This is a genomic window from Psychrobacter sp. 78a-MNA-CIBAN-0178 (assembly GCF_040309625.1).
In the GTDB taxonomy this organism is placed as follows: Bacteria; Pseudomonadota; Gammaproteobacteria; order Pseudomonadales; family Moraxellaceae; genus Psychrobacter; species Psychrobacter okhotskensis.
Genome location: NZ_JBEOOZ010000020.1, coordinates 44,257 through 63,922 on the forward strand (window position 1 = coordinate 44,257; position 19,666 = coordinate 63,922).

18 protein-coding genes are annotated in these 19,666 nt (G+C 44.9%); 5 read left to right on the forward strand and 13 right to left on the reverse strand.

Annotation, left to right across the window (positions count from 1 at the left end):
• Positions 1 to 110: 110 nt before the first annotated feature.
• The 12 genes from AAEY80_RS10980 to AAEY80_RS11035 form a co-directional block, all read right to left on the reverse strand.
• Positions 111 to 515 (reverse strand): hypothetical protein, encoded by a 405-nt coding sequence (locus tag AAEY80_RS10980; protein WP_350588304.1) that lies wholly within the window; start codon positions 513 to 515, stop codon positions 111 to 113.
• A 293-nt stretch (positions 516 to 808) separates the two neighbouring features.
• Positions 809 to 970 carry a hypothetical protein gene (locus tag AAEY80_RS10985; RefSeq protein WP_350588314.1) on the reverse strand — a complete coding sequence of 54 codons (162 nt, stop codon included), beginning with the start codon at positions 968 to 970 and terminating at the stop codon, positions 809 to 811.
• A 357-nt stretch (positions 971 to 1,327) separates the two neighbouring features.
• Positions 1,328 to 1,882, reverse strand: a complete 555-nt coding sequence (locus AAEY80_RS10990) for a DinB family protein (protein ID WP_350588305.1) — start codon at positions 1,880 to 1,882, stop codon at positions 1,328 to 1,330.
• Positions 1,883 to 1,971: 89 nt separating this feature from the next.
• On the reverse strand, positions 1,972 to 2,157 hold the full coding sequence (locus tag AAEY80_RS10995; RefSeq protein WP_350588306.1) for a hypothetical protein: 186 nt from the start codon (positions 2,155 to 2,157) through the stop codon (positions 1,972 to 1,974).
• A gap of 21 nt (positions 2,158 to 2,178) precedes the next feature.
• Positions 2,179 to 2,925, reverse strand: coding sequence for a pyridoxine 5'-phosphate synthase (locus tag AAEY80_RS11000; RefSeq protein ID WP_350588307.1), 747 nt, complete (start codon positions 2,923 to 2,925; stop codon positions 2,179 to 2,181).
• 199 nt (positions 2,926 to 3,124) lie between these two features.
• Complete coding sequence (locus AAEY80_RS11005) at positions 3,125 to 4,006, reverse strand: N-acetylmuramoyl-L-alanine amidase (RefSeq protein ID WP_201577452.1); 882 nt, start codon at positions 4,004 to 4,006, stop codon at positions 3,125 to 3,127.
• Between the two features lie 54 nt (positions 4,007 to 4,060).
• The gene (locus AAEY80_RS11010) at positions 4,061 to 5,422 is read right to left on the reverse strand and encodes an APC family permease (protein ID WP_350588308.1); all 1,362 of its coding nucleotides are present in this window, start codon (positions 5,420 to 5,422) and stop codon (positions 4,061 to 4,063) included.
• 156 nt (positions 5,423 to 5,578) lie between these two features.
• Positions 5,579 to 6,340: an MOSC domain-containing protein gene (locus tag AAEY80_RS11015; protein WP_101211642.1), complete on the reverse strand. Its 762-nt coding sequence runs from the start codon at positions 6,338 to 6,340 to the stop codon at positions 5,579 to 5,581.
• Positions 6,341 to 6,571: 231 nt separating this feature from the next.
• Positions 6,572 to 6,985, reverse strand: coding sequence for a ribosome silencing factor (gene rsfS / locus AAEY80_RS11020; protein WP_037025541.1), 414 nt, complete (start codon positions 6,983 to 6,985; stop codon positions 6,572 to 6,574).
• 131 nt (positions 6,986 to 7,116) lie between these two features.
• Positions 7,117 to 7,998 (reverse strand): nicotinate (nicotinamide) nucleotide adenylyltransferase, encoded by an 882-nt coding sequence (nadD, locus tag AAEY80_RS11025; protein WP_350588309.1) that lies wholly within the window; start codon positions 7,996 to 7,998, stop codon positions 7,117 to 7,119.
• Between the two features lie 260 nt (positions 7,999 to 8,258).
• Positions 8,259 to 10,406: a phosphate acetyltransferase gene (gene pta / locus AAEY80_RS11030; RefSeq protein WP_025651914.1), complete on the reverse strand. Its 2,148-nt coding sequence runs from the start codon at positions 10,404 to 10,406 to the stop codon at positions 8,259 to 8,261.
• A 90-nt stretch (positions 10,407 to 10,496) separates the two neighbouring features.
• Entirely contained in the window at positions 10,497 to 11,729 is a 1,233-nt protein-coding gene (locus AAEY80_RS11035) for an acetate/propionate family kinase (RefSeq protein ID WP_025651915.1), read from the reverse strand.
• An 812-nt stretch (positions 11,730 to 12,541) separates the two neighbouring features.
• Here AAEY80_RS11035 and lptM point away from each other — a divergent pair.
• The 4 genes from lptM to AAEY80_RS11055 all read left to right on the forward strand — a co-directional run bounded on the left by lptM (position 12,542) and on the right by AAEY80_RS11055 (position 16,405).
• A complete protein-coding gene (gene lptM, locus AAEY80_RS11040; protein WP_025651916.1) occupies positions 12,542 to 12,856 on the forward strand; it encodes an LPS translocon maturation chaperone LptM in 315 nt (104 codons plus the stop codon).
• Positions 12,857 to 12,921: 65 nt separating this feature from the next.
• Positions 12,922 to 14,298 carry a diaminopimelate decarboxylase gene (gene lysA / locus AAEY80_RS11045; protein WP_350588310.1) on the forward strand — a complete coding sequence of 459 codons (1,377 nt, stop codon included), beginning with the start codon at positions 12,922 to 12,924 and terminating at the stop codon, positions 14,296 to 14,298.
• Positions 14,299 to 14,494: 196 nt separating this feature from the next.
• On the forward strand, positions 14,495 to 15,382 hold the full coding sequence (dapF, locus tag AAEY80_RS11050; RefSeq protein WP_025651919.1) for a diaminopimelate epimerase: 888 nt from the start codon (positions 14,495 to 14,497) through the stop codon (positions 15,380 to 15,382).
• Positions 15,383 to 15,388: 6 nt separating this feature from the next.
• Positions 15,389 to 16,405 carry a tyrosine recombinase XerC gene (locus AAEY80_RS11055; RefSeq protein ID WP_173239266.1) on the forward strand — a complete coding sequence of 339 codons (1,017 nt, stop codon included), beginning with the start codon at positions 15,389 to 15,391 and terminating at the stop codon, positions 16,403 to 16,405.
• A 92-nt stretch (positions 16,406 to 16,497) separates the two neighbouring features.
• On the opposite strand, the gene AAEY80_RS11060 is transcribed toward AAEY80_RS11055, so the two are convergent.
• Positions 16,498 to 17,397 (reverse strand): carbon-nitrogen hydrolase family protein, encoded by a 900-nt coding sequence (locus AAEY80_RS11060; RefSeq protein ID WP_350588311.1) that lies wholly within the window; start codon positions 17,395 to 17,397, stop codon positions 16,498 to 16,500.
• Positions 17,398 to 17,804: 407 nt separating this feature from the next.
• Between AAEY80_RS11060 and rpoN the strand changes: the two genes are divergently transcribed.
• Positions 17,805 to 19,505, forward strand: coding sequence for an RNA polymerase factor sigma-54 (gene rpoN / locus AAEY80_RS11065; RefSeq protein WP_201566091.1), 1,701 nt, complete (start codon positions 17,805 to 17,807; stop codon positions 19,503 to 19,505).
• Positions 19,506 to 19,666 lie beyond the last annotated feature (161 nt).

The following is a 19,666-nucleotide window of genomic DNA, read 5'->3' on the forward strand; positions in this document are numbered from 1 at the left end:
TGAAATTTACTAATGTACGAGCAGCAAACAATACGCCACCAAACGGCCCAAGCACTACAGGCAATCCTTCTGGTGGTGGTCGTGGTAACAATTCACCGCGTGGCAAATAGTTAGTAGCAAGCAGCAATATTTTCCCTAAAACGAGAAACAAATTGTTTCTCGTTTCCTCCAATGTCACTTTGACTGATATCAGCCATTGTTTTTTCTAATGCACATATGCACAGAGCAGTCTTTTCTTTAACAGAATCGCGAGATAATGCATGGAGTCGACCAGAAGAGCAGGCATTGATTAATTCATATTCTGTTGCCACTGGATATCGATCATCTGATATAAATTTTCCAACTTCATACCCTCCAAATGCAGATAAAGAGACAATGAACGAAGTTAATATAAGCGGCTTTTTAAAATGTTTATAAAAATATCCTTCTAGTGTTTTTTTACAACTTGCACATTCTATGTCATTTTCATATTCTATTTTATTAACCTCTTTACAGGTAGGACACTCGATCTGCATGTTTTTCCTTGCACTAGTTTGATATCTAAAAAATAGACTTTAGACAAAATGAATTGTGACATATTTTCGGTAATTTATGCCGCTCTCAATTTTTTTTGAATAATTGATTTCAATATTATTATAAATAAGCGATTTAGTCTAAACTGAGAGTAGCATCAAAATAGCCTATCTATACCAAATAGACTATTTTGATGCTATTACAAGAAAGATTAACGGATACCCAGCTTAGCATGCTATAAACCCTAGATGAATTTAGAATTATACAGAGTTTGAATAACGTACCAACCAAAACCCTAACTACAAATTACCAAACACTGACGCGGCACGTTATCCGTGCCTTGCTCCAATGACCTGATATTAAATGCATGACCAATTGACACCTCAGAAATATCACTAAGAGCGTTCAGATCGGCTAAACCATCCAAATTTAAATCATAGTCAGTATTGACGCTAATGCCGTTTAGAGTATCTCTGAATTAATTTTAAGTACTAAATTATGCTTTACAGATTAGTGTTAGAACTCACTAACCTACTTCATTATTGAATAATATAATTTGAGGCTAAATAAACTTTAGAAACATATTTTTCCCAGTTACTTATCCCTTTTAGGCTCCTGAGCCTCAGCAATCAACACCTTAACCCTATCACTCTCTTTTAGCACACAAGCATCATAGGCAGAGAGTGGCTCAGGCTCTTGTTCTTTCTCTTGGTTGGGTCTTTCTTCTATTACATGGATTGAGCTTGCGACACCCAACGATTTTGGGTCAATAATTTAAACGAATAATATGTTGGTCTAGTGCCTAGACACCAACCTACAAATTTTCATAATCTACATTTGGAATCAACATCAGTAGATCTGTCTCCCCTATATCAATATCTATCTGAAAGAGTAAAGTAGTTACTTGCCCACGATGATGAGTTTGGTGATTAAAAAAATGTTGTAGCAACAAAGAAAAGGGCTTATTAAAGGTATCGTTATTAGTATTTCGATAACTCAAGTTTTTTGAATAATCGCTTTCATCTGATCCTTCAACGAATCTAATAATTATCTGATCTAAAGCCTGCCTATTTCTACTGAAATCCTGTTTGTCATCATATAAAATCTGAGTAAGTTTAGTAGGTAATGGAAAATCTTTTAACAATTCTAGAGCTTTAAACCCTGTTGGATAGCTAGGATGGTGGTTTAAGCGATTGAGCCAAATTAAGTCGCCTACCATTAGGTGATTCAATGTGCCTAATATAGAACCAAAAAATGCCTTTTTATTTTCCCATAAAATATTCTCAGAGGTAGTTGAAATACTGTCACATATTCTTTTGTTCATTAGAGCATTGTATGATGCCATGACTTCGAAGTTAGGTTTTATCATAGTACTCGCGCTATAGGTCGTTTTCAGTTTTAAGATATTTGCATAATGCAATAGTATTTCGAACTTTGTGTCGCTAGCTAACGCTCAAATCATTTCTTACCTTCTTTCTGTGCCTCAGCAATCAACTCATGAATCTTAGCACTTTCCTTTAGCACACAAGCATCATAAGCAGAGAGCGGCTCAGACTCTTGTTCTTTTTCCTGATCTTGCTTGGCTTTTTCTTCCAAGTATTTCTCAAGATCGTCTTGTTGCTCTTCACGTTTTGATTCACTCATATTTATTCCTCCTAATTCTCTTTAATCACAAATCGCCAAATACTGACCAACGACGTTATCCATCCCTTGCTCAAGCGACTCGATAGTGAAAGCGTGACCAATCGATACTTCCGCGACGTCACCAAGACTGAGCAAATCGGCTAAATTGTCTAAGTTCAGATCATGACCCGCATTGACGCGGATGCCGTTTTGATTGGCTAGATTAATACAGTCGCTAAAGCGTTGCTTGACCTCATCGAAATCAAACTTGTCATCGCTCTTACCATTACTGTAGGCGCGTGCCCATTCTTCGGTATACATCTCTATCGTCTGTACCTCACTCTCGATGACCGCTTTGATTTGTTCGATATCAGGGTCGATAAATACTGCGCAGCGTGTACCAAAGGCTTGTAGCTCTTTGCTTAACGTTGATAAAAACTCATGGTGAGTGATGATATCAAAGCCATGATCAGAGGTCAGCTGATCGTCGCTGTCTGGCACGAGCGTACATTGATGCGGCTTTACCTCACGGATAATCTTTAAGAACTGCTCGTTTGGATTCCCTTCGATATTGAACTCAATCTCTGGATAGTCCTTTAAGAATGCACTGATATCATAGACATCTTGGTATCTGATATGTCGCTCATCGGGTCTCGGGTGTACGGTAAAGCCTTTGACACCTAGGTCAATCAGCTTTTTCACAAAGGTCAACAGGTTAGGGTAGTCAGTACCGCGAGAGTTACGGATTAAAGCCAATTTATTCAAATTTACGCTAAACAATGTGCTCATAGTATTTCCTTTTTCATTATGTTTATCTAGTCAGTTCAATATAAGAACCATACAGTGTGACTGGAATAAATGTTTCGCAGCCTCTGACAGCGTAGGCACAGCAAGCCAGAAAAATTATTTCAGTCACGCGTTCTAATACGAACTATCTATTTTATTTAGTATCTACTATCAATTAATTATTAAGGCCTAATACCTAATTTTAGTAGAAGTCATCCCGACCAGCATACTTCTTATTCAGGGCTTTTAGGATAGCATAGGTCTCCACATCCATCTTGCCCGTTGGCTGCTGTGGTCGAAAGTGCAACTGAAACGCATAAATCACATCACGGCTTGCTTTATCCCATTCATTAGTATCATTGATTTGATAACCATAACGGCGAAAGGCTTGCTTGATCTCAGGTATCGTTGCCGCTGCAAACGCGTCTTGATTCATAAAGAACTGTTTATCAAAGGCATCGTACCAAGCGCCGATACCATATTGCTCATATAGCAGTTGCCAAGGGAACTTCGCACCCGGATCAATCTTGCGCGAGGGTGCCATATCGGCATGACCGATGATGTTCTTCGGTGAGATGTCATAGCGCGTGGCAATATCCTGTACCAATTGCGCGACCTTTTTAATCTGCAATTCATCAAACGCCACATAATGCTCGTAAGGATGATAGTCGAGGTCGTCGCTCTTTAGCGCATTTCTATACTGAGGCTGAATGCCAGCGTTGACGATTTCGATACCGATAGAGGTGTCATTGAGAATGGTTCTACCCGAAAAGCCGCCATCGCCCGCGTGCCAAGCGCGCTCGCTCTCAGGTACTAAATTGTAAATCTTGTCATCGTCATTGGCCAAAACCAGATAGTGAGCGCTGACGTCACCCGTGGTCAACGTTTTTATAGATCGGTCATTGTCTGAGACCGTGTAGTGCAGGATGATGGTTTTGATGCGCTGGCTTTTACCGGTAGCTTGATAGGTATCGCTGTCGATCGTATAACGCGGCGCTGTCGTTGCCACGCAGCCGATGAGTGGCAGGGTCATAAACAGTGTTAATACTGACGCTAACGCAATCGAGGTAATATTTTTTGCCATGAAATGCTCTGTGTTAAAGGTAAAAGGGTGCTTTGTTTCAGCTTATTTAGCGCATTATTGAAGGCTATTTCCCTCATTCACTGGAATGATTCTCTTATAACCAATTGCGCCCAAAATAATAAAGAAGCCTAACAGTATATAAGCATTCAGCGATAACGCCGCGGGTGAAAAGGGCAGCAGTAATAATGAGATAAAGATGATACTAATCAATACCGAAAGATAATTTAGCAGACCTGCTTGCTTCTTTTTGCGCTCATTGATGAGGTCGGCAGTCGTAACATAAGCAAAACCAACGGTAATGCCTAAGGAAGCCATACTAACGATATCGAGCAAATAGTTTCTGCCAAGCCAAGGTGAGAACAGACATACCAAAGCGATCAGCATCACCGTTTTCGTCTTACTAAATCGATGATTTTTATCAGTAAAAATACTGGGTAATAAAGACGAGTCTCCCATCGATTCTAGCAGCTTGACTGACGATAGTATAAAGCCATTGATACCGCTCAGTATCGAGCCAATCATGGCAATGGATAGCAGCCAAATACCAATGCTACCGATACGATTGTCTATGCCTTCACCTGTCGCCCAATTGCTGTCTTTAATCGCTTGATAATCAAAGTTCATATTGAGGGCGGTAAAGTAATTGATCACAAAATAGAACAAAACACCAGCGACTAGCGAGATTAAGATGATACTTTTGGTTTTGGTTTTTGAGTCGCTAATCGCTTTGGATATCTGCGGCGTGGTCTCAAAGCCGACGTACGCCCACGGCATCACCGCCAGAATAGGCAACCATGCCAAACTGGTGATAGAGCTGCTTTGCATATCCGTGGGCAAAAATGCTTGTGTCGTTGGCGTCGCCCAAAGCGAGGCAAAAAACAGCGCGCTGACCGACAGAATCATAAATAGGGCGATATACAATTGGATTTTCGCCCCGACGCGCACACCCTTTAAGTTGATATAGCTGAATAAAATGATAGCGGCACTACATAGGAACACCTCGCTGGCGTAGACCTCCCAACCAGCAATCGTGTACAAATAGCCTATTTGTAAGCTGCTCGGTAGCAGATATCTTAACAGCAAGGCGACGGCTGATATATTGAGCGCGACGATGGAGATATAGCCTATTGCCACGCCCCAGCCATAAACATAGGCGTGTTTTCTATTAAGATACTTCTCAATCCAATAGATACCGCCCGATTCGTTCTCTGGCGTTTGGGTCAGTAAATTAATATAAGCGCGCGCCACCATATAAATGGCCAACGTACCAATGATAATGGCAACAGAAGAGCCTAACAGCTGCGACTGCGGCAAAAATAAATCGCCCGGCATGACATAAGCACCCCAGCCGATAATCGCGCCGACGCTAATCGCAATCGCTTGCAGGTAGCTGATACTTTCAGTCTTGTCGCTCATATAATCCTCCTTGATTATTAGAAAATGAGAGCGAAATACCGCTGATTATAAAATGAGTTTGGGACATGAAAAACCTTGCTGTCATTATGAGGGCGTAAGAATTATCGATTCTAAATAAGAAAGTCATCATAACGGTTTTTTCTGAGCAATGCTTTCTCAATCCTTTTGAATTTTTTTAGCCAAAACGGTTTTCCAGCTATCTTCCAAGTACTCAATCGCAAGCCATGGCTCAATGACATCTGCGTCAAACTTTTCTTTTGAGTTCGACAGTTGCCACAGTGCTTCAAGGGTGGCAAACGGATAAGGACGTTCGATGAGATAGACAGGCAAGTCAGCGTCAATCAGCCCATCACGTACCACTTGAAAGTACCAGCCAGCGATACCTTGCTTAGTCACCCATGCAGCGATATTGGGTACTTTGGTGAACTGTCCGATTTGGTCATTGATTTTGTAGCAAGGTCGTCGTGGTTGGACGATGCGTAACTGCACGCTTTCTTCACTGTCTTTTTTGTCTTGATCATATTGCCCATACTGATAGACGTCTCCAATACAAACAGTCGATTCATCCATCTCTGGCAAACCATTCACCGCTTCGGTCGTCAGATTTTCCCCTAAAGTACCGATACGCACCTTTAAGCCAAACTCAGCGTTAATCTTGTCATAAGTAGCGATGGGTAATTGATGCACGGCTTTTAGCGGACCACCATGATGGCGTCGGTCAGCTTGTTCATCGGTGCTTAAGCCCATAAAGTTGACGGTAACGGGCGCTTTGATTGGCGCTTTGTCGATAGCGCTCATCTGTTCACGGGCGAATGGCATGGCTTTGCCAGCACGGACGCAGGTGAGGTTGGCAATATGCAGTGGTAGAGGCTGGTTAAAATCAGAGGTATTTTTTTGGCTAAAGGATTGTATGCTCATGAATTTTCCTAATCTATAGGGGTTTACTAGAGGTATGGCGATGTCATTGTTGGGAGTCATGACGAGTATTATCTTAGCCTAATCATTTGTCTGATTATACGGTTTTAGTATTTTAAAATTTATCAGTGCTTTAGAGTTTATCAACAATCTAAAATTTAAATAAAAAAAGACCAGAATAAGTATCTGGTCTTTTTGGTTTTGCATTTTCTATTGATTAGGTAATAAACACTATCATTTGTTTTTATTGCGGCGACCGGCTGTTTTCTTTTCACGCGGCGTGGCGACAAGCTCAGCCAATTGCTCAGGCGATGACCATAGACCTTCTAAGTCATAGAATTCACGCGCTTGCGGGGTCATCATATGCACGACCACAGCGCCCAAATCAATCAAGGTCCAGTCAGAGTCGATGCCGCCTTCGCGACCAAGTGGCATAAAGCCCGCTTGCTTGGCTTCAGCGCCGACACTGTCAGCCATCGCGCGCACATGGCGCTTAGACGTACCGTCAGCGATGACGATGCGCTCCATTACGTCAGTTAAGCTCTCGACATCCATTACGGTAATGTTTTTCGCTTTCATATCATCTAGAGCGCTTTGGACAAGGGTTAAACACTCTTGCAAGCGTTCGTCATTCATGGTGTTGATCATAAAATGTAATCTCTTAAATCGTAAATATTAAAAATAAAGGGGTCAATCGTCAATTTGTCATCTCGCACTGAACCGATATAGGCAGTGATGTATGGAGATAGGATAGACAAAAAAACAAAGATAAGGCGATTTTAACGGAATTGAGCAGCAGAATATAGCTGATGGGCAATAATATATTGATAAACAGCAGGATTTAGCCATTTAGCGAATGGATTGAATTCAGTATTGCTAATGATATCATTTATTGGCGGTATAGATGTGATTTGCGTTTCGGCAGCGGGCAATATATTTACTTGATGGGCAGCCCGCTGTAGCTGCTGGCGTAACTGTGTACTCGATATGGCTAAGACAGGACGCATGTCTAGATAGATGCGACCTTGATGACTGCTTTTCAAGATAGGACTGTCTGTTAAATGTCGAGTAGGCGGTATCACAAGCTCTGTAACTGAATCAACAATTAAGGATGGCAGCGGCATAGGAAGTTGCGATTTTAATGGGGTTGGTAACGTGGTCTCAGGGAGATTTTTATAAAACTCAGCATTTTCCTCGCGATTAAAAATCCAGAGATTGACATCCTCTGTCAGCCTAAGTCCATCTTTCCATTTATCTAAGCTGCGCGCGCTGTCCATGCCCATGATAAATATCAAGCTGTCGTTTGGGTAGCGTCGTCTTAACGTGCGCACACTATCGATTGTATAGACGGGCGGCGTCTGCCACAGCTCAAGCTCACTAATCTGTAGTGGCGACTCTTGCGTCGCTCGCTTTAGCATCGCTAGGCGGTGCTCCGGATTGGTGCTTTTATCCTTAAAGGGCGAGCGGGCATTGGGCAATAATGACACCTGCAGCGCGCGCTGTTGTTGCTTGGCTATCGGGAATAAGTGCTGATAGACGTACATCGCCATTTGCAAATGACCGTTATGTACAGGATCAAATGAGCCACCCAAATAGGCACGAATGGCGGGTGCAGTCGTGTTTTGATTTTCTTTTTTCTGCTGAAAGACTATATCTGACATAGGATTATTAAAATTAAATGGATTGTTAAAAATAATAGGATGGCTAAAAATAAATAGTTAAGAAGAAAATAAGCGACGCAAATGAGCCAGTCTTGCATTGTAGAGGGCAGGCGTGCCGTTGTCATTAGCTGATAATAACTTGCTAAGAAACCAATGATTAAGAATAATTGTGACTAGGGTTTATTCCTATTAAAAAAGCCGACTATCATAGTGATAATCGGCTCAATTGCCTCATGATTTTAAGCCAAAGCATGCAATGATTAAATAAGATCGCTATGCGCTTGGATGGCGGTTAGGGCGATGGTATAGACGATATCATCGACTAAGGCACCACGTGACAGATCGTTCACGGGTTTATTCAAACCTTGTAGCATCGGCCCAACACTGACGACATTGGCGCTACGTTGTACCGCTTTATAAGTGGTGTTACCCGTATTGAGGTCTGGGAAGATAAAGACATTGGCCTGTCCAGCAACAGGCGAATCTGGCGCTTTTTGCTTGCCCACACTCATGACCGATGCCGCATCATACTGTAACGGCCCATCGACTTTTAGATTCGGTGCGCGCTCGCGGACGATTTGGGTGGCGCGGGTGACTTTTTCGACATCAGCACCGGTTCCAGATGAGCCAGTTGAGTAGCTAATCATCGCGACTTTTGGATCGATGCCAAAGGCTGCTGCAGACTGTGCCGATTGGATGGCAATCTCTGCCAGCTCTTCCGCATTGGGATCTGGGTTGATGGCGCAGTCACCATAGACGACCACTTGCTCAGGCAATAGCATAAAGAACACAGACGATACCAAAGAGTACTGCGGCGCGGTCTTAATCAACTGGAATGCTGGGCGGACGGTGTTGGCAGTGGTATGAATCGCACCCGAAACCAAGCCATCGACTTCGTCCATCTGTAGCATGATGGTACCCAAGTACACGGTATCTTTCAGGTATTCAGCAGCGACGTCTGCGCCAGTTTTGCCTTTACGACGTTCAACGACCGCAGCGATATATTTGCTCATATCGAGGGTGTCAGGGTCGAGAATCTCTAGACCTTCTGGCAGGGTTAAGTCACGGTTTTTAGCCACTTGCTCAACGTCTGCGCGCTTGGCAAGCAGCACGCAATTGGCGATACCACGGCTTTGACAAATACAGGCCGCTTCTACAGTACGAGGCTCAGAGCCTTCTGGTAGCACGATGCGTTTTTTGGCATTTTGGGCTTTTTTAACCACTTGATGGCGGAATGCCGAAGGAGACAAGCGCGGCTCATGATTTTGGCTAAAGTATGCTTTAATCCAGCTCAGATCCAAGTGTGCTGCCACATAACGAGCCACTTCTTCTGCGCGTGCCACATCATCGCTTGGAATCTCAGAGCTCATGTGCATGAGGCTCTGTACCGTCTCAAAGCTGTCGCTTTCGACACTCATGACAGGAATGCCAGTTTTGAGCGCTGATTGCCAAAGCTCAGCCACTGTCGGGCTTGGCACGACGCCACCGGTCAATACCAACCCTGCCAATGGGATACCGTTGATACAGGCTAGCCCTGCAGCCAATAACAAATCATCACGATCACCGGGGACGACGATCAGGGTGCCACGTTTGAAGACTTCGTCGATGCGTGCCACTGAGCGTGCGGTTAAGCTGATACGATTGATACGACGTGTTTTTGCCTCACCGACATTGAGCCAAGTAGCGTCAAGCTCGGTGGCGATATCCCAAGTACGTGGCACGGATAGTGAGTCGCTAAATGGCACCACACCGATTAAGTGAAATTGTTCGGTATTAAAAAACGGTGACAGCCGCTGCACTTCTTGTATGAACGTGCTGTCCAAGCTGATTATCGCTTCACCCGGAGCAACCGGCTGGGTCTCAAAAGTATTGGGTACATCGTGGACGCGCATTAAGATGCAGCCCAAGGTACGACTGCTTGCCATACCGCCAAATTCGCGGGCGTGTACATCTAACTTATCGGCTAAGTAGGCAGGCTTGCCAGTATCAGCGGTGCTGACAAATATAATTTTGGCATCTAACGCATGAGCAATCGCGCGGTTGATTTGTGAGGCATAAGAGGTCTCGGTGGTTGATACCAAGCCTTCGCAGATGACCACATCATAATCATCCCCAAGCGTATGATAATTGCCGACGACCTCTTCCATCAAGTCATCAAGATTGTCATCCCCAATCATGCGCTCGACGTGCTGACGGCTGATAGATTGAGGTGGGTTGAGACCAAAGGCATGCATGGTCAACGCACTTGAGCTGTCCAAGCTGTGTTGTTTGTCCAGCGTGTCATCTTGCAAAAACGGCTTCATAAAGCCGGCTTTGATACCGTTATAGTCAAAGGCGCGAATCAGACCAAGCGCGGCTGACGTCACCCCGATACCGCGACTGATAGGAACAAGTAAAATGGTTTGCATAGTGTATCCTACTGTTTATTATATTTTTAAAGCTCAATCCATCCTTGATGGCATGAGAAAAACGTCTAAATGTTCATAAAGCCATCAGACTTATTTTAAACCCAAAGCATGACAGGTTTCTTGGGCGATACGGAGCTCTTCATCGGTCGGTACAACCCACAGCTCAATGGTGCTACCATCACCGTGGAAACTGCCTTCGCTACCACCAACCAAATGAGCATTCTTATCGGCATCTACTTTGATACCAAAATGCGGCATCATCTCCAAAATGCGCGTGCGCGTGGTGAGAGAGTTTTCACCGATACCGCCAGTAAAGACAATGCCCGTAAAATTAGGTAGGGCACAGCTTAAGCTGGCAAGATATTTAGCGACACGATAGCAGAACATCTCGATAGCGAGCTTGGCATCTGTATGACCTTCGTTAGCCGCTTGCTCAATGGTACGCAAATCATTTGATAAGCCTGAAATACCGAGCAGACCACTGTCGCTATTGAGCATTTTATCAATTTCTTCTAGGCTCATGCCCAGTTGACGCTTCAGGTGGATATGTAAGCTTGGGTCTACATCACCGCTGCGCGTGCCCATCATTAGACCTTCAAGCGGCGTCAGCCCCATGCTGGTATCAAGACTTTTGCCATCATAGACAGCAGTCGCTGAGCAACCATTACCCAAATGCGCGGTGAGCCAACCATGTGGACCTTTCGCGCTCGTAATTTCGCTGGCGCGTTCTGACACATACGCATGAGACGTACCATGGAAGCCATAACGGCGAATTTTATGCTCTTCGTAAAGGGCTTTTGGCAGCGGATAACGAAAGGCCACCGGTGGCATGGTTTGATGGAAGGCGGTATCAAACACGACCACTTGTGGAATATCAGGATAAATAGCTTGTACCGCTTCGATACCCAAGGCATTGGCAGGGTTGTGTAGCGGTGCCAATACTTTTAGACGCTTTACCTCTTCCAGAACATGATCGTCCACGCGTACGGCTTCAGAGTATTCACGGCCACCATGCACCACGCGATGACCAACCGCGATAAAGTGATACTGCTCAAGGAGTTCAAGGATTTTTTGTAGTGCTAGCTTATGACGACCACCGGGAATAGAGATTTCGAGTTTTTCGCCGTTTAAGGTGGTGTGTTTGATGCGGGCAGTATCGAGGCCTAAGTTTTCAGCCAGACCAGTGATACGAGTTGTTTCGTCATCGCTAATAAGCGCGTATTTGATAGAAGAAGAACCGCAGTTAAGTACTAGGGTAGGATTGGTTAGGGTTGATGTGTCAGAATTTTTATCGTCAAAAGTGGTGGTTACGCCGGCGCTCATACTCTATCCTTAGATTATATTTTATAAGTGGTGAATCATTATAGATTAACACGGGTTAAATAAACAAAAACCAGCCGTATTCACGCTGACATAGGTCAAACAAGAATAGTGCTGATTTTGGTCATTCTCGCACTGCCATACTTGATAAGTGTCGATGAGTCGCTGGCGAGCGCCTCGTCACAGCTGCAAGGTTTGACTATAATGTAACATATTTTTGTGCGTATACCACGACCACGATAAGGTTTAAATTCAGTACTGAGGGTGTAATTGATACAACTGTACACCGAGTATCACTGGTGTTTAATAGCGGCTAAAGCACTAAACCCATTCGCAATATAAATTGTAAGAAAGTTTGTCGAAGAACTTTCATCTCGCTATTTGCTAAAAAAATCGGTTATCTGACATTGCTTTTAGAGACACAGTTGCAGCTATAGTTAAAATACCCTAAAAACGCGACAGTATCGATGATATCAATTTTTTGTAGCCTCTGTCTGCGCAGGCACAGCAAGCAAGAAAAATGGATATCAGTAGACCTAATATTTGAATGTTCAACAGCCTCTAATATGACTATCAATTCTTGATGGATTTTCGGGTGATACTAATCGATAGATTTCTGAGCGCTAGTGTCAATGCTAGTATGATTGCTACTACATGGTTTATAGTCACTATGCGCACAGCTTTATAGAATAATGCTATGATTAAACCTTGTTGTGTCGTCCCTGTTTTGGTGATCCAATTTTCATTTGGTTTTTTACTTATACGGCTTATTTTAGCGCCTCCACAGCATTGCAACGTTAAAGGTTCTCTACGCTATGTTTATTAAACACCATTTTTTGAAGCCTAAATCTGCTGACGTATTGGTTAGCGGTAGTCGCCGAGCCTTCTATACTTTTCTCATTGGCAGTAGCGTGATGCTTGGCGTATCAGGCTGCGGGCAAAAAGGCGATTTATATTTAGTAGATTCCAGTAGCCAAACCGTGCAAGAAAGTACCGGTAGACTCAATAGTACCAGCAATCCGCAAGACGCTGCTTTCGCTGGTGTCGATGACGATAACTATCAAAAAGAGCGCTACCTAGAGCAGCAGCAAGTATTGCCTGAGCCGAGTACCGATCCTAACGACTATTAGGACATGTCCTCTATTCAATCGATAACCTTTACCCTTGATAACCTGATGAAATTAGAGAAGTTTATATGAGTCATTCTGAGCAACAAACCGGCATCACCGAGTCTACCCTTGGTGAGTCAGTCACGACCCAAACTGAGCAAGGATTGTATGTCGATCCTCAAGCCTTGACCGCCCATTTACCAGCACTGCACTATCGCGACGACGCTTTATATATGGAGCAGGTGAGTGTTGCAGCATTGGCCAAGCATTATGGTACGCCCTGTTATGTGTATTCAAAGCAGGCGATATTAGATGTCTATCAAGCCTATACCGATAGCTTTGCCAGTCTAACGCATCAGGTTTGTTATGCGGTAAAAGCCAATTCTAATCTTGCCGTTCTTGGCGTATTAGCACAAGCAGGTGCAGGGTTTGATATTGTCTCGCGTGGTGAGCTCATGCGAGTACTGGCGGCAGGTGGACACGCTAGCAAGGTCGTTTTTTCAGGCGTGGGTAAAACCAAAAGTGATATCGAATATGCTCTGACCCAAGGTATTGGCTGCTTTAATGTCGAGTCCATTAGTGAGCTGACCTTAATCAATGAGGTCGCTCAGCAGTTAGATAAAGCTGCACCAATCTCACTACGGGTCAATCCAGACGTCGACGCCAACACCCATCCTTATATCTCAACTGGCTTAAAAGACAACAAATTCGGCATCGCCCATGAAGATGCGGTCGCGGTCTATCAACAAGCAGCAGAATTATCGCATATCGATATCGTCGGGATTGATTGTCATATTGGCTCGCAATTGACTGAGGTTGCACCATTTGTTGCCGCACTCGATAAGGTTATTGAACTGGTGCATAGCCTGCGTGACAAAGGTATCGAGCTACGTCATATCGATTTGGGCGGCGGCTTAGGGGTACGTTATATTGATGAAACGCCTGTCTCTATCGATGAGTTTGCCGAGGCGTTATTGCCTAAATTAAGCGCACTTGGCCTGACGGTATTCTTTGAGCCCGGTCGTAGTATTGTGGCCAATGCTGGTATCTTATTGACCACAGTTGACGTATTAAAGCCAACTGAGCACAAGAATTTTGCCATTGTTGATGCGGCGATGAACGATTTAATTCGTCCGGCTTTGTACCAAGCTGAAATGGCGGTGATTCCTGAAACGTTACCGAATAAAGGCTTGGATACTGATGGTACGCAGCCGTGGGATATCGTTGGTGCGATTTGCGAGACAGGGGACTTTTTAGCAAAAGACCGTTTATTGTCGCTCGCTACAGATGATGTTTTAGCGATAACGGGTGCCGGTGCTTATGGCTTTGCCATGAGTAGCAATTATAATTCGCGTCCGCGTGCCAGTGAAGTAATGGTGTCCGGAAATCTTCATCAATTGATTCGCAAACGTGAAACCATTGAAGCGCTATATGCAGATGAGACATTGTGGCAAGCTGATTAATATTATTTCCGCGATATTTGAATATTAAAAAACCCACTATCGTGCTGATAGTGGGTTTTTTTATGGTAGAAATTTATCAAGGTGTTGGTTTTAAGGGAGAAATATAACTTAGTATTTGATAGCGCTGATAATTATCATTGTATCTGACAGCGTGCTAATATAACGCATACATAAAAATAGGATAGGACTCAAGGATATGCTCATAGAATTTACAAAAATGCATGGTCTGGGCAATGATTTCATGGTCATCGATTTGGTGACTCAGCGCTTAGACTTGACCAAGGACTTGGTGCAATTATTGGGTGATCGTCATCTGGGCATTGGCTTTGACCAATTGCTCGTGGTTGAGCCACCCATGCGCCCTGACGTTGATTTTAGTTATCGTATTTTTAATACCGATGGCACCGAGGTTGAGCAGTGCGGCAATGGCGCCCGCTGTTTTGCCCGTTTTGTCCAAGCGCGTAAGCTGTCATTTAAGCAGCGTCTGCGTGTTGAGACGGCGAGTGGTATTATTTCGTTGACGACTGATCGCTACGGTTGGGTAGAGGTCGATATGGGCAAGCCGAAATTTGAGCCAAGCGAGATTCCATTTACCCCGCGAGCCACCACCAAAATCCAAAACGCTTTTCATTTAGACGTTAATGGGACGCCTGTGCAGCTTTATGTTGCCAATATGGGCAACCCACATGCGGTGATCAAGGTTGACGATGTACTTGATGCTGACGTTGAAACCTTGGGCAAAGCGATTGAATCGCATCCGGCCTTTCCCGACCGTGTCAATGTCGGCTTTATGCAAGTGATGAACCAGCGCCATATTCGCCTACGTGTCTATGAACGCGGCGTCGGTGAGACCCAAGCCTGTGGGACGGGTGCCTGTGCAGCAGTGGCTATCGGTGTCCGTGAAGGCTGGCTTGATGAAGGCGAAGATGTGCGCGCGCAACTTTATGGCGGTAGCATGATTATTAAATGGCAGCCGGGCTATTCGGTCATGATGACGGGGCCGACCGCCTTTGTTTATGAGGGCGTATTTAGCCCAGATGGCTTAATGGCGCAAGCGGGCATCAAGCCCAATCCAGAAGGCTAATAGACAATGACGACAGCGCCTACAGTAGACTCTAAGTCAAAATCATGGCTATCCGCTGAGCTGGCAGCCACGATAGAGCCAGACGCTGTGCTACGAGAATTATTGGCACCAGTACATCGTTGGCTAAACACTTTGTCAGTGCGCAATCATTCAGCACATACATTGACCGCTTATTTTGCTGGACTAAACCAGTTGGCGCTGTTTTTACGCGGCAAGCGCCTGACGTGGACACGCTGCGATAAACGCCAACTGGCGCAGCATATTAGCCAACGACTCGATGAGGACAAACTTGCGCTTGCTAGCGTCCAGCAAGAGCTGTCCGCCATCCGCCACTTTTACGGCTGGCTAATCGAGGAGGATTTGGCGCGTATCAATCCAACGACCGGCTATCAGCTTAAACGCAGTCCTAGGCCGCTACCGTCGATCGCCGACGTGGATTTACTGACGCAATTGCTAGATCAAGAAATCCCTGATACGCCAGAACAAGCACGCTTATGGTTGCGTGATAAAGCGATGTTTGAACTGCTTTATAGCAGCGGTCTACGGGTCGGCGAATTGGTCGCCCTAGATATGGCAGATATGGATTTGTCCGAATTGCGAGTACGAGTAACTGGTAAAGGCAATAAGACGCGCATAGTACCGTTAGGTGTAAAAGCCGCAGAAGCAATTAGCCGTTATCTACCGCATCGTAACCTGTGGGTGGAGCAGATGGACACGGCGCTATTTATCAGTGAAAAATTGGGCACACGCTTGTCAACGCGGGCAGTGCAGCAACGTCTAAAAGTCGCGGCAACGCGGGCAGGCATTGCGCAAAATATGTATCCGCATCTATTACGCCATTGCTTTGCCTCGCACATGCTATCTGGCAGCGGTGATCTGCGGGCGGTACAAGAGATGCTTGGGCATAGCGATATTAGCACGACGCAAATCTATACCCATGTAGATTTTGCTAAATTGACACAAGTCTATGATCGCGCACATCCGCGTGCCACGCATGCGCAGAATGACAAAGATTCAACGTAGAATATGAATTTTCTAAAGGCTAACGTTCTAAAATTTAAAGCTCTAAAAGCTTTCTTCTAAAAGCTTTATTTTAAAATAGACCAGATCGACCCTTAAGCCAAACGATGACAGTCAAAGATAGGCATCTTTTGCCGCCCTTGGGCTTGAGCTTCTTTATCAAAAGTTGCCAATATGACTTCATAATTTTTCTGTTTTTCAGTCACCGCTTGACTATTTAGTTCACTATTATCATAGCTATTTATAATGGTGCCATCATAAGTGGTAATGGTAGTATGTCCCCACGTCTGTCGCGTACTCCCATTTTTATAGACATGATCGCCACCTTGTGCCGCGCCAATCACCATACATTGACTGTCTAGCGCACGTGCACGCAGCAACAGCGACCAGTGTGCTTGTCCCGTCAAATAAGTAAAGGCGGATGGCGCGCTCAATAGGTCAGCACCTGCTTGGCGCAAACGCTGCGCCAAAGCAGGGAAACGTAAGTCAAAGCAGACCATCATGCCCAATTGATAAACAGCATCATTTACCTCAATCGGTACAACCACTGTCTGCGTGCCCGGCTCAAACGTGGCGGCTTCATTATAGCTGCCTTGCTTATCTGCTACCGTCGCTGTAAATAAATGAATTTTGTCATAGCGTGCAACCCTTTTGCCATCAGGGGCAAATAACTGGCTGACTTGGCGCAATCTACCATCAGGTACGACCAACCCATCTGGGCGATAAGCGCAGGGTAGGGAGCCGACCAGCACATAAATGCCATAGGTGCGGGCGTAGTCTGCCAACGACGCTGACAGGGCATCAAATTGCTCAGCAGTAGCAAATTGCTCACCCATGCTACAGCAGTTTTCTGGTAACACAACCAGCTGAGCACCTTGGGCGCGAGCATCAATGATGGCGGCTTTTATGTCCGCTAAGTTATTGTCAATGTTTTGCTGGCTGTTCATTTGGATAGCGGCAATGGTAAATTGCGCATTATTTATAGGTTTATTCATCGTTTGTTTCTCAGTTATCTTTAAGCTGACAAGGCGCTTATCTCACCTTTGTTATCATAAGAGGCTTGTCATTATTAATAGATTATATACACGTAGGACTCTATTTATTCAGCCCATCATGCTGGTGACTAAGCGGCTTTGTGAGATAGAAGTCAAAAACTCATGCGCATAGGGTATAAATTATCATAGCAAAATTGTGGCAAAAAATGCTATCGTCATGACCTGATATCATAAAGTCACCGCCTGAATCAGCATAACACATAGTCGATTTGATATAATTGAGACACCAGAAAGGCAAAGGCATGTGCGTGACACTACGGCCACTAGTAGACTAAGCAAGCCTGATAACGTATCTGATTTATATCGGGTCGACTATACCACCACGATTGGAGTGTAATAAGCTACCCATGAGTATGTCGTTCGGATTGGCGACCACGCTAAGCACGTCACAGAAGCTCACCCCGCAAATGCAGCAAGCCATCAAATTGCTGCAGCTCTCTAGTCTTGAGCTTGCGCAAGAGGTTCAGGCCAAGCTGGATAGTAATCCGCTGCTCGAACGTATCGAGGAGGAGGAAGACGAGTACGAGAGCATTAATGATGCGATGAGGGAGGAGTTTAGTGAGCCATTAACCCTCGATACTTGGAACCAAGGTGCTAGCGCTGATTCATTCGCCGCGTCATCGAGCACTGCCACTTATGATGATGACAGTACGAACGACTATAGTGATGGCTCCATGGATAGCTTCGATAAGCTGCAACAGTCTGGTGTCGATGATGGCGCGATAGATTATCAAGCGCTGGATAACGATGACTATGGGCGCTTTGATACGGACAGTTTTGATGCCAGTCATTTCAGTGCGGGCAGTGCCTCCAGTGCACTAGCACGACCAGATTATGATGAGTTTGATAGCTATCAAGGTGGCACCTGCGCGACGATTCAAGACCATGTACGTTGGCAGCTTAACTTTAAGCGTCTCTCCGAAACGGACACGCTGATTGCAGAATATCTGATGGACTCGATGGATGATATGGGCTTTGTGCGCCTCGATATTGACGAGTTACTACAAAGCTTTGAGACCATGGCAAGCTTCTATCAATGGGAAGAGCGCGTTGAGCACGATGAAGTCATGGCGGTACTGCGTGTTATTCAATCGTGTGATCCATTGGGCGTTGGTGCGCGCAATCTGAGTGAATGCTTAGCGATTCAGCTGGCCAAGCTCGATGCTGATACTCGCTATCTAAAAGAAGCGCAAGCGCTATTGTCCGCCAGTGAGCATCTGGTCAGTAATAATATCAAGGCGCTGACTGAGCGCACAGGGTTGGCGCCTGCGCAGATTACCCCGGCGCTTACTCTATTGCGCAGCTTAAATCCTTCGCCAGGTCTACTGTTTCAAAGCTATCAGCCAGACTACGCGCAACCACCTGCCAGCTATGATATCCCTGATGTGCTGGTTACGCCTATCCGTCGCCACCATACTCAGAACATCAGTAATGGCAACAGAGCCGATGCGACTGCGCAAGTCGATGGCTGGCAGGTACGCCTGAATCCTGACACCTTACCAAAACTACGGGTCAATCAAGAATATGCCAATTTGGTCAAGCGCGGCGATGACAGCCCAGACAATCAATACTTGCGTGAAAACCTCACCGATGCGCGGCTATTTATTCGTAGTATTGAAGAGCGCAATCAAAACTTATTAAAGGTAGCGACCAGTATCGTGCGCTATCAGCAAGATTTTTTGCAGTATGGGGCGACTGCCATGCAACCATTAATTCTAAAGGTCATCGCTGAGGAAGTTGATTTGCACGAATCGACCGTCTCGCGGTTGACCACCAGCAAAAGCATCTTGACACCGCAAGGCTTGTTTTCGCTTAAGCATTTCTTCTCCTCGCATGTCAGTAGTAGCGACGGCGACATCTCATCAACAGCCATTAGCGCGATGATTAAGCAGTTAATAGGGGATGAAGACCCTAAGAAACCGCTGTCTGACAGTCGCATAAAAGACCATTTGCTTTCAGAAGGCATCGATATTGCTCGCCGAACGGTGGCCAAATATCGTGAAGCGATGAATATTGGCTCATCTACCCAGCGCAAGCAAAAATATTAACTGTCGTAACTCAATGACTTATCATTAAAGTCAGGCAACCTTCAATATACCTGATTATAAATATAAAAAATAAAATTTTTTGATTACCTAGATTCAAATAAGAAGTGCAACGTTTTAAAAGAATGAGTTGAAGAGTAAGATGTGCCGTGTTGCATTTCAAA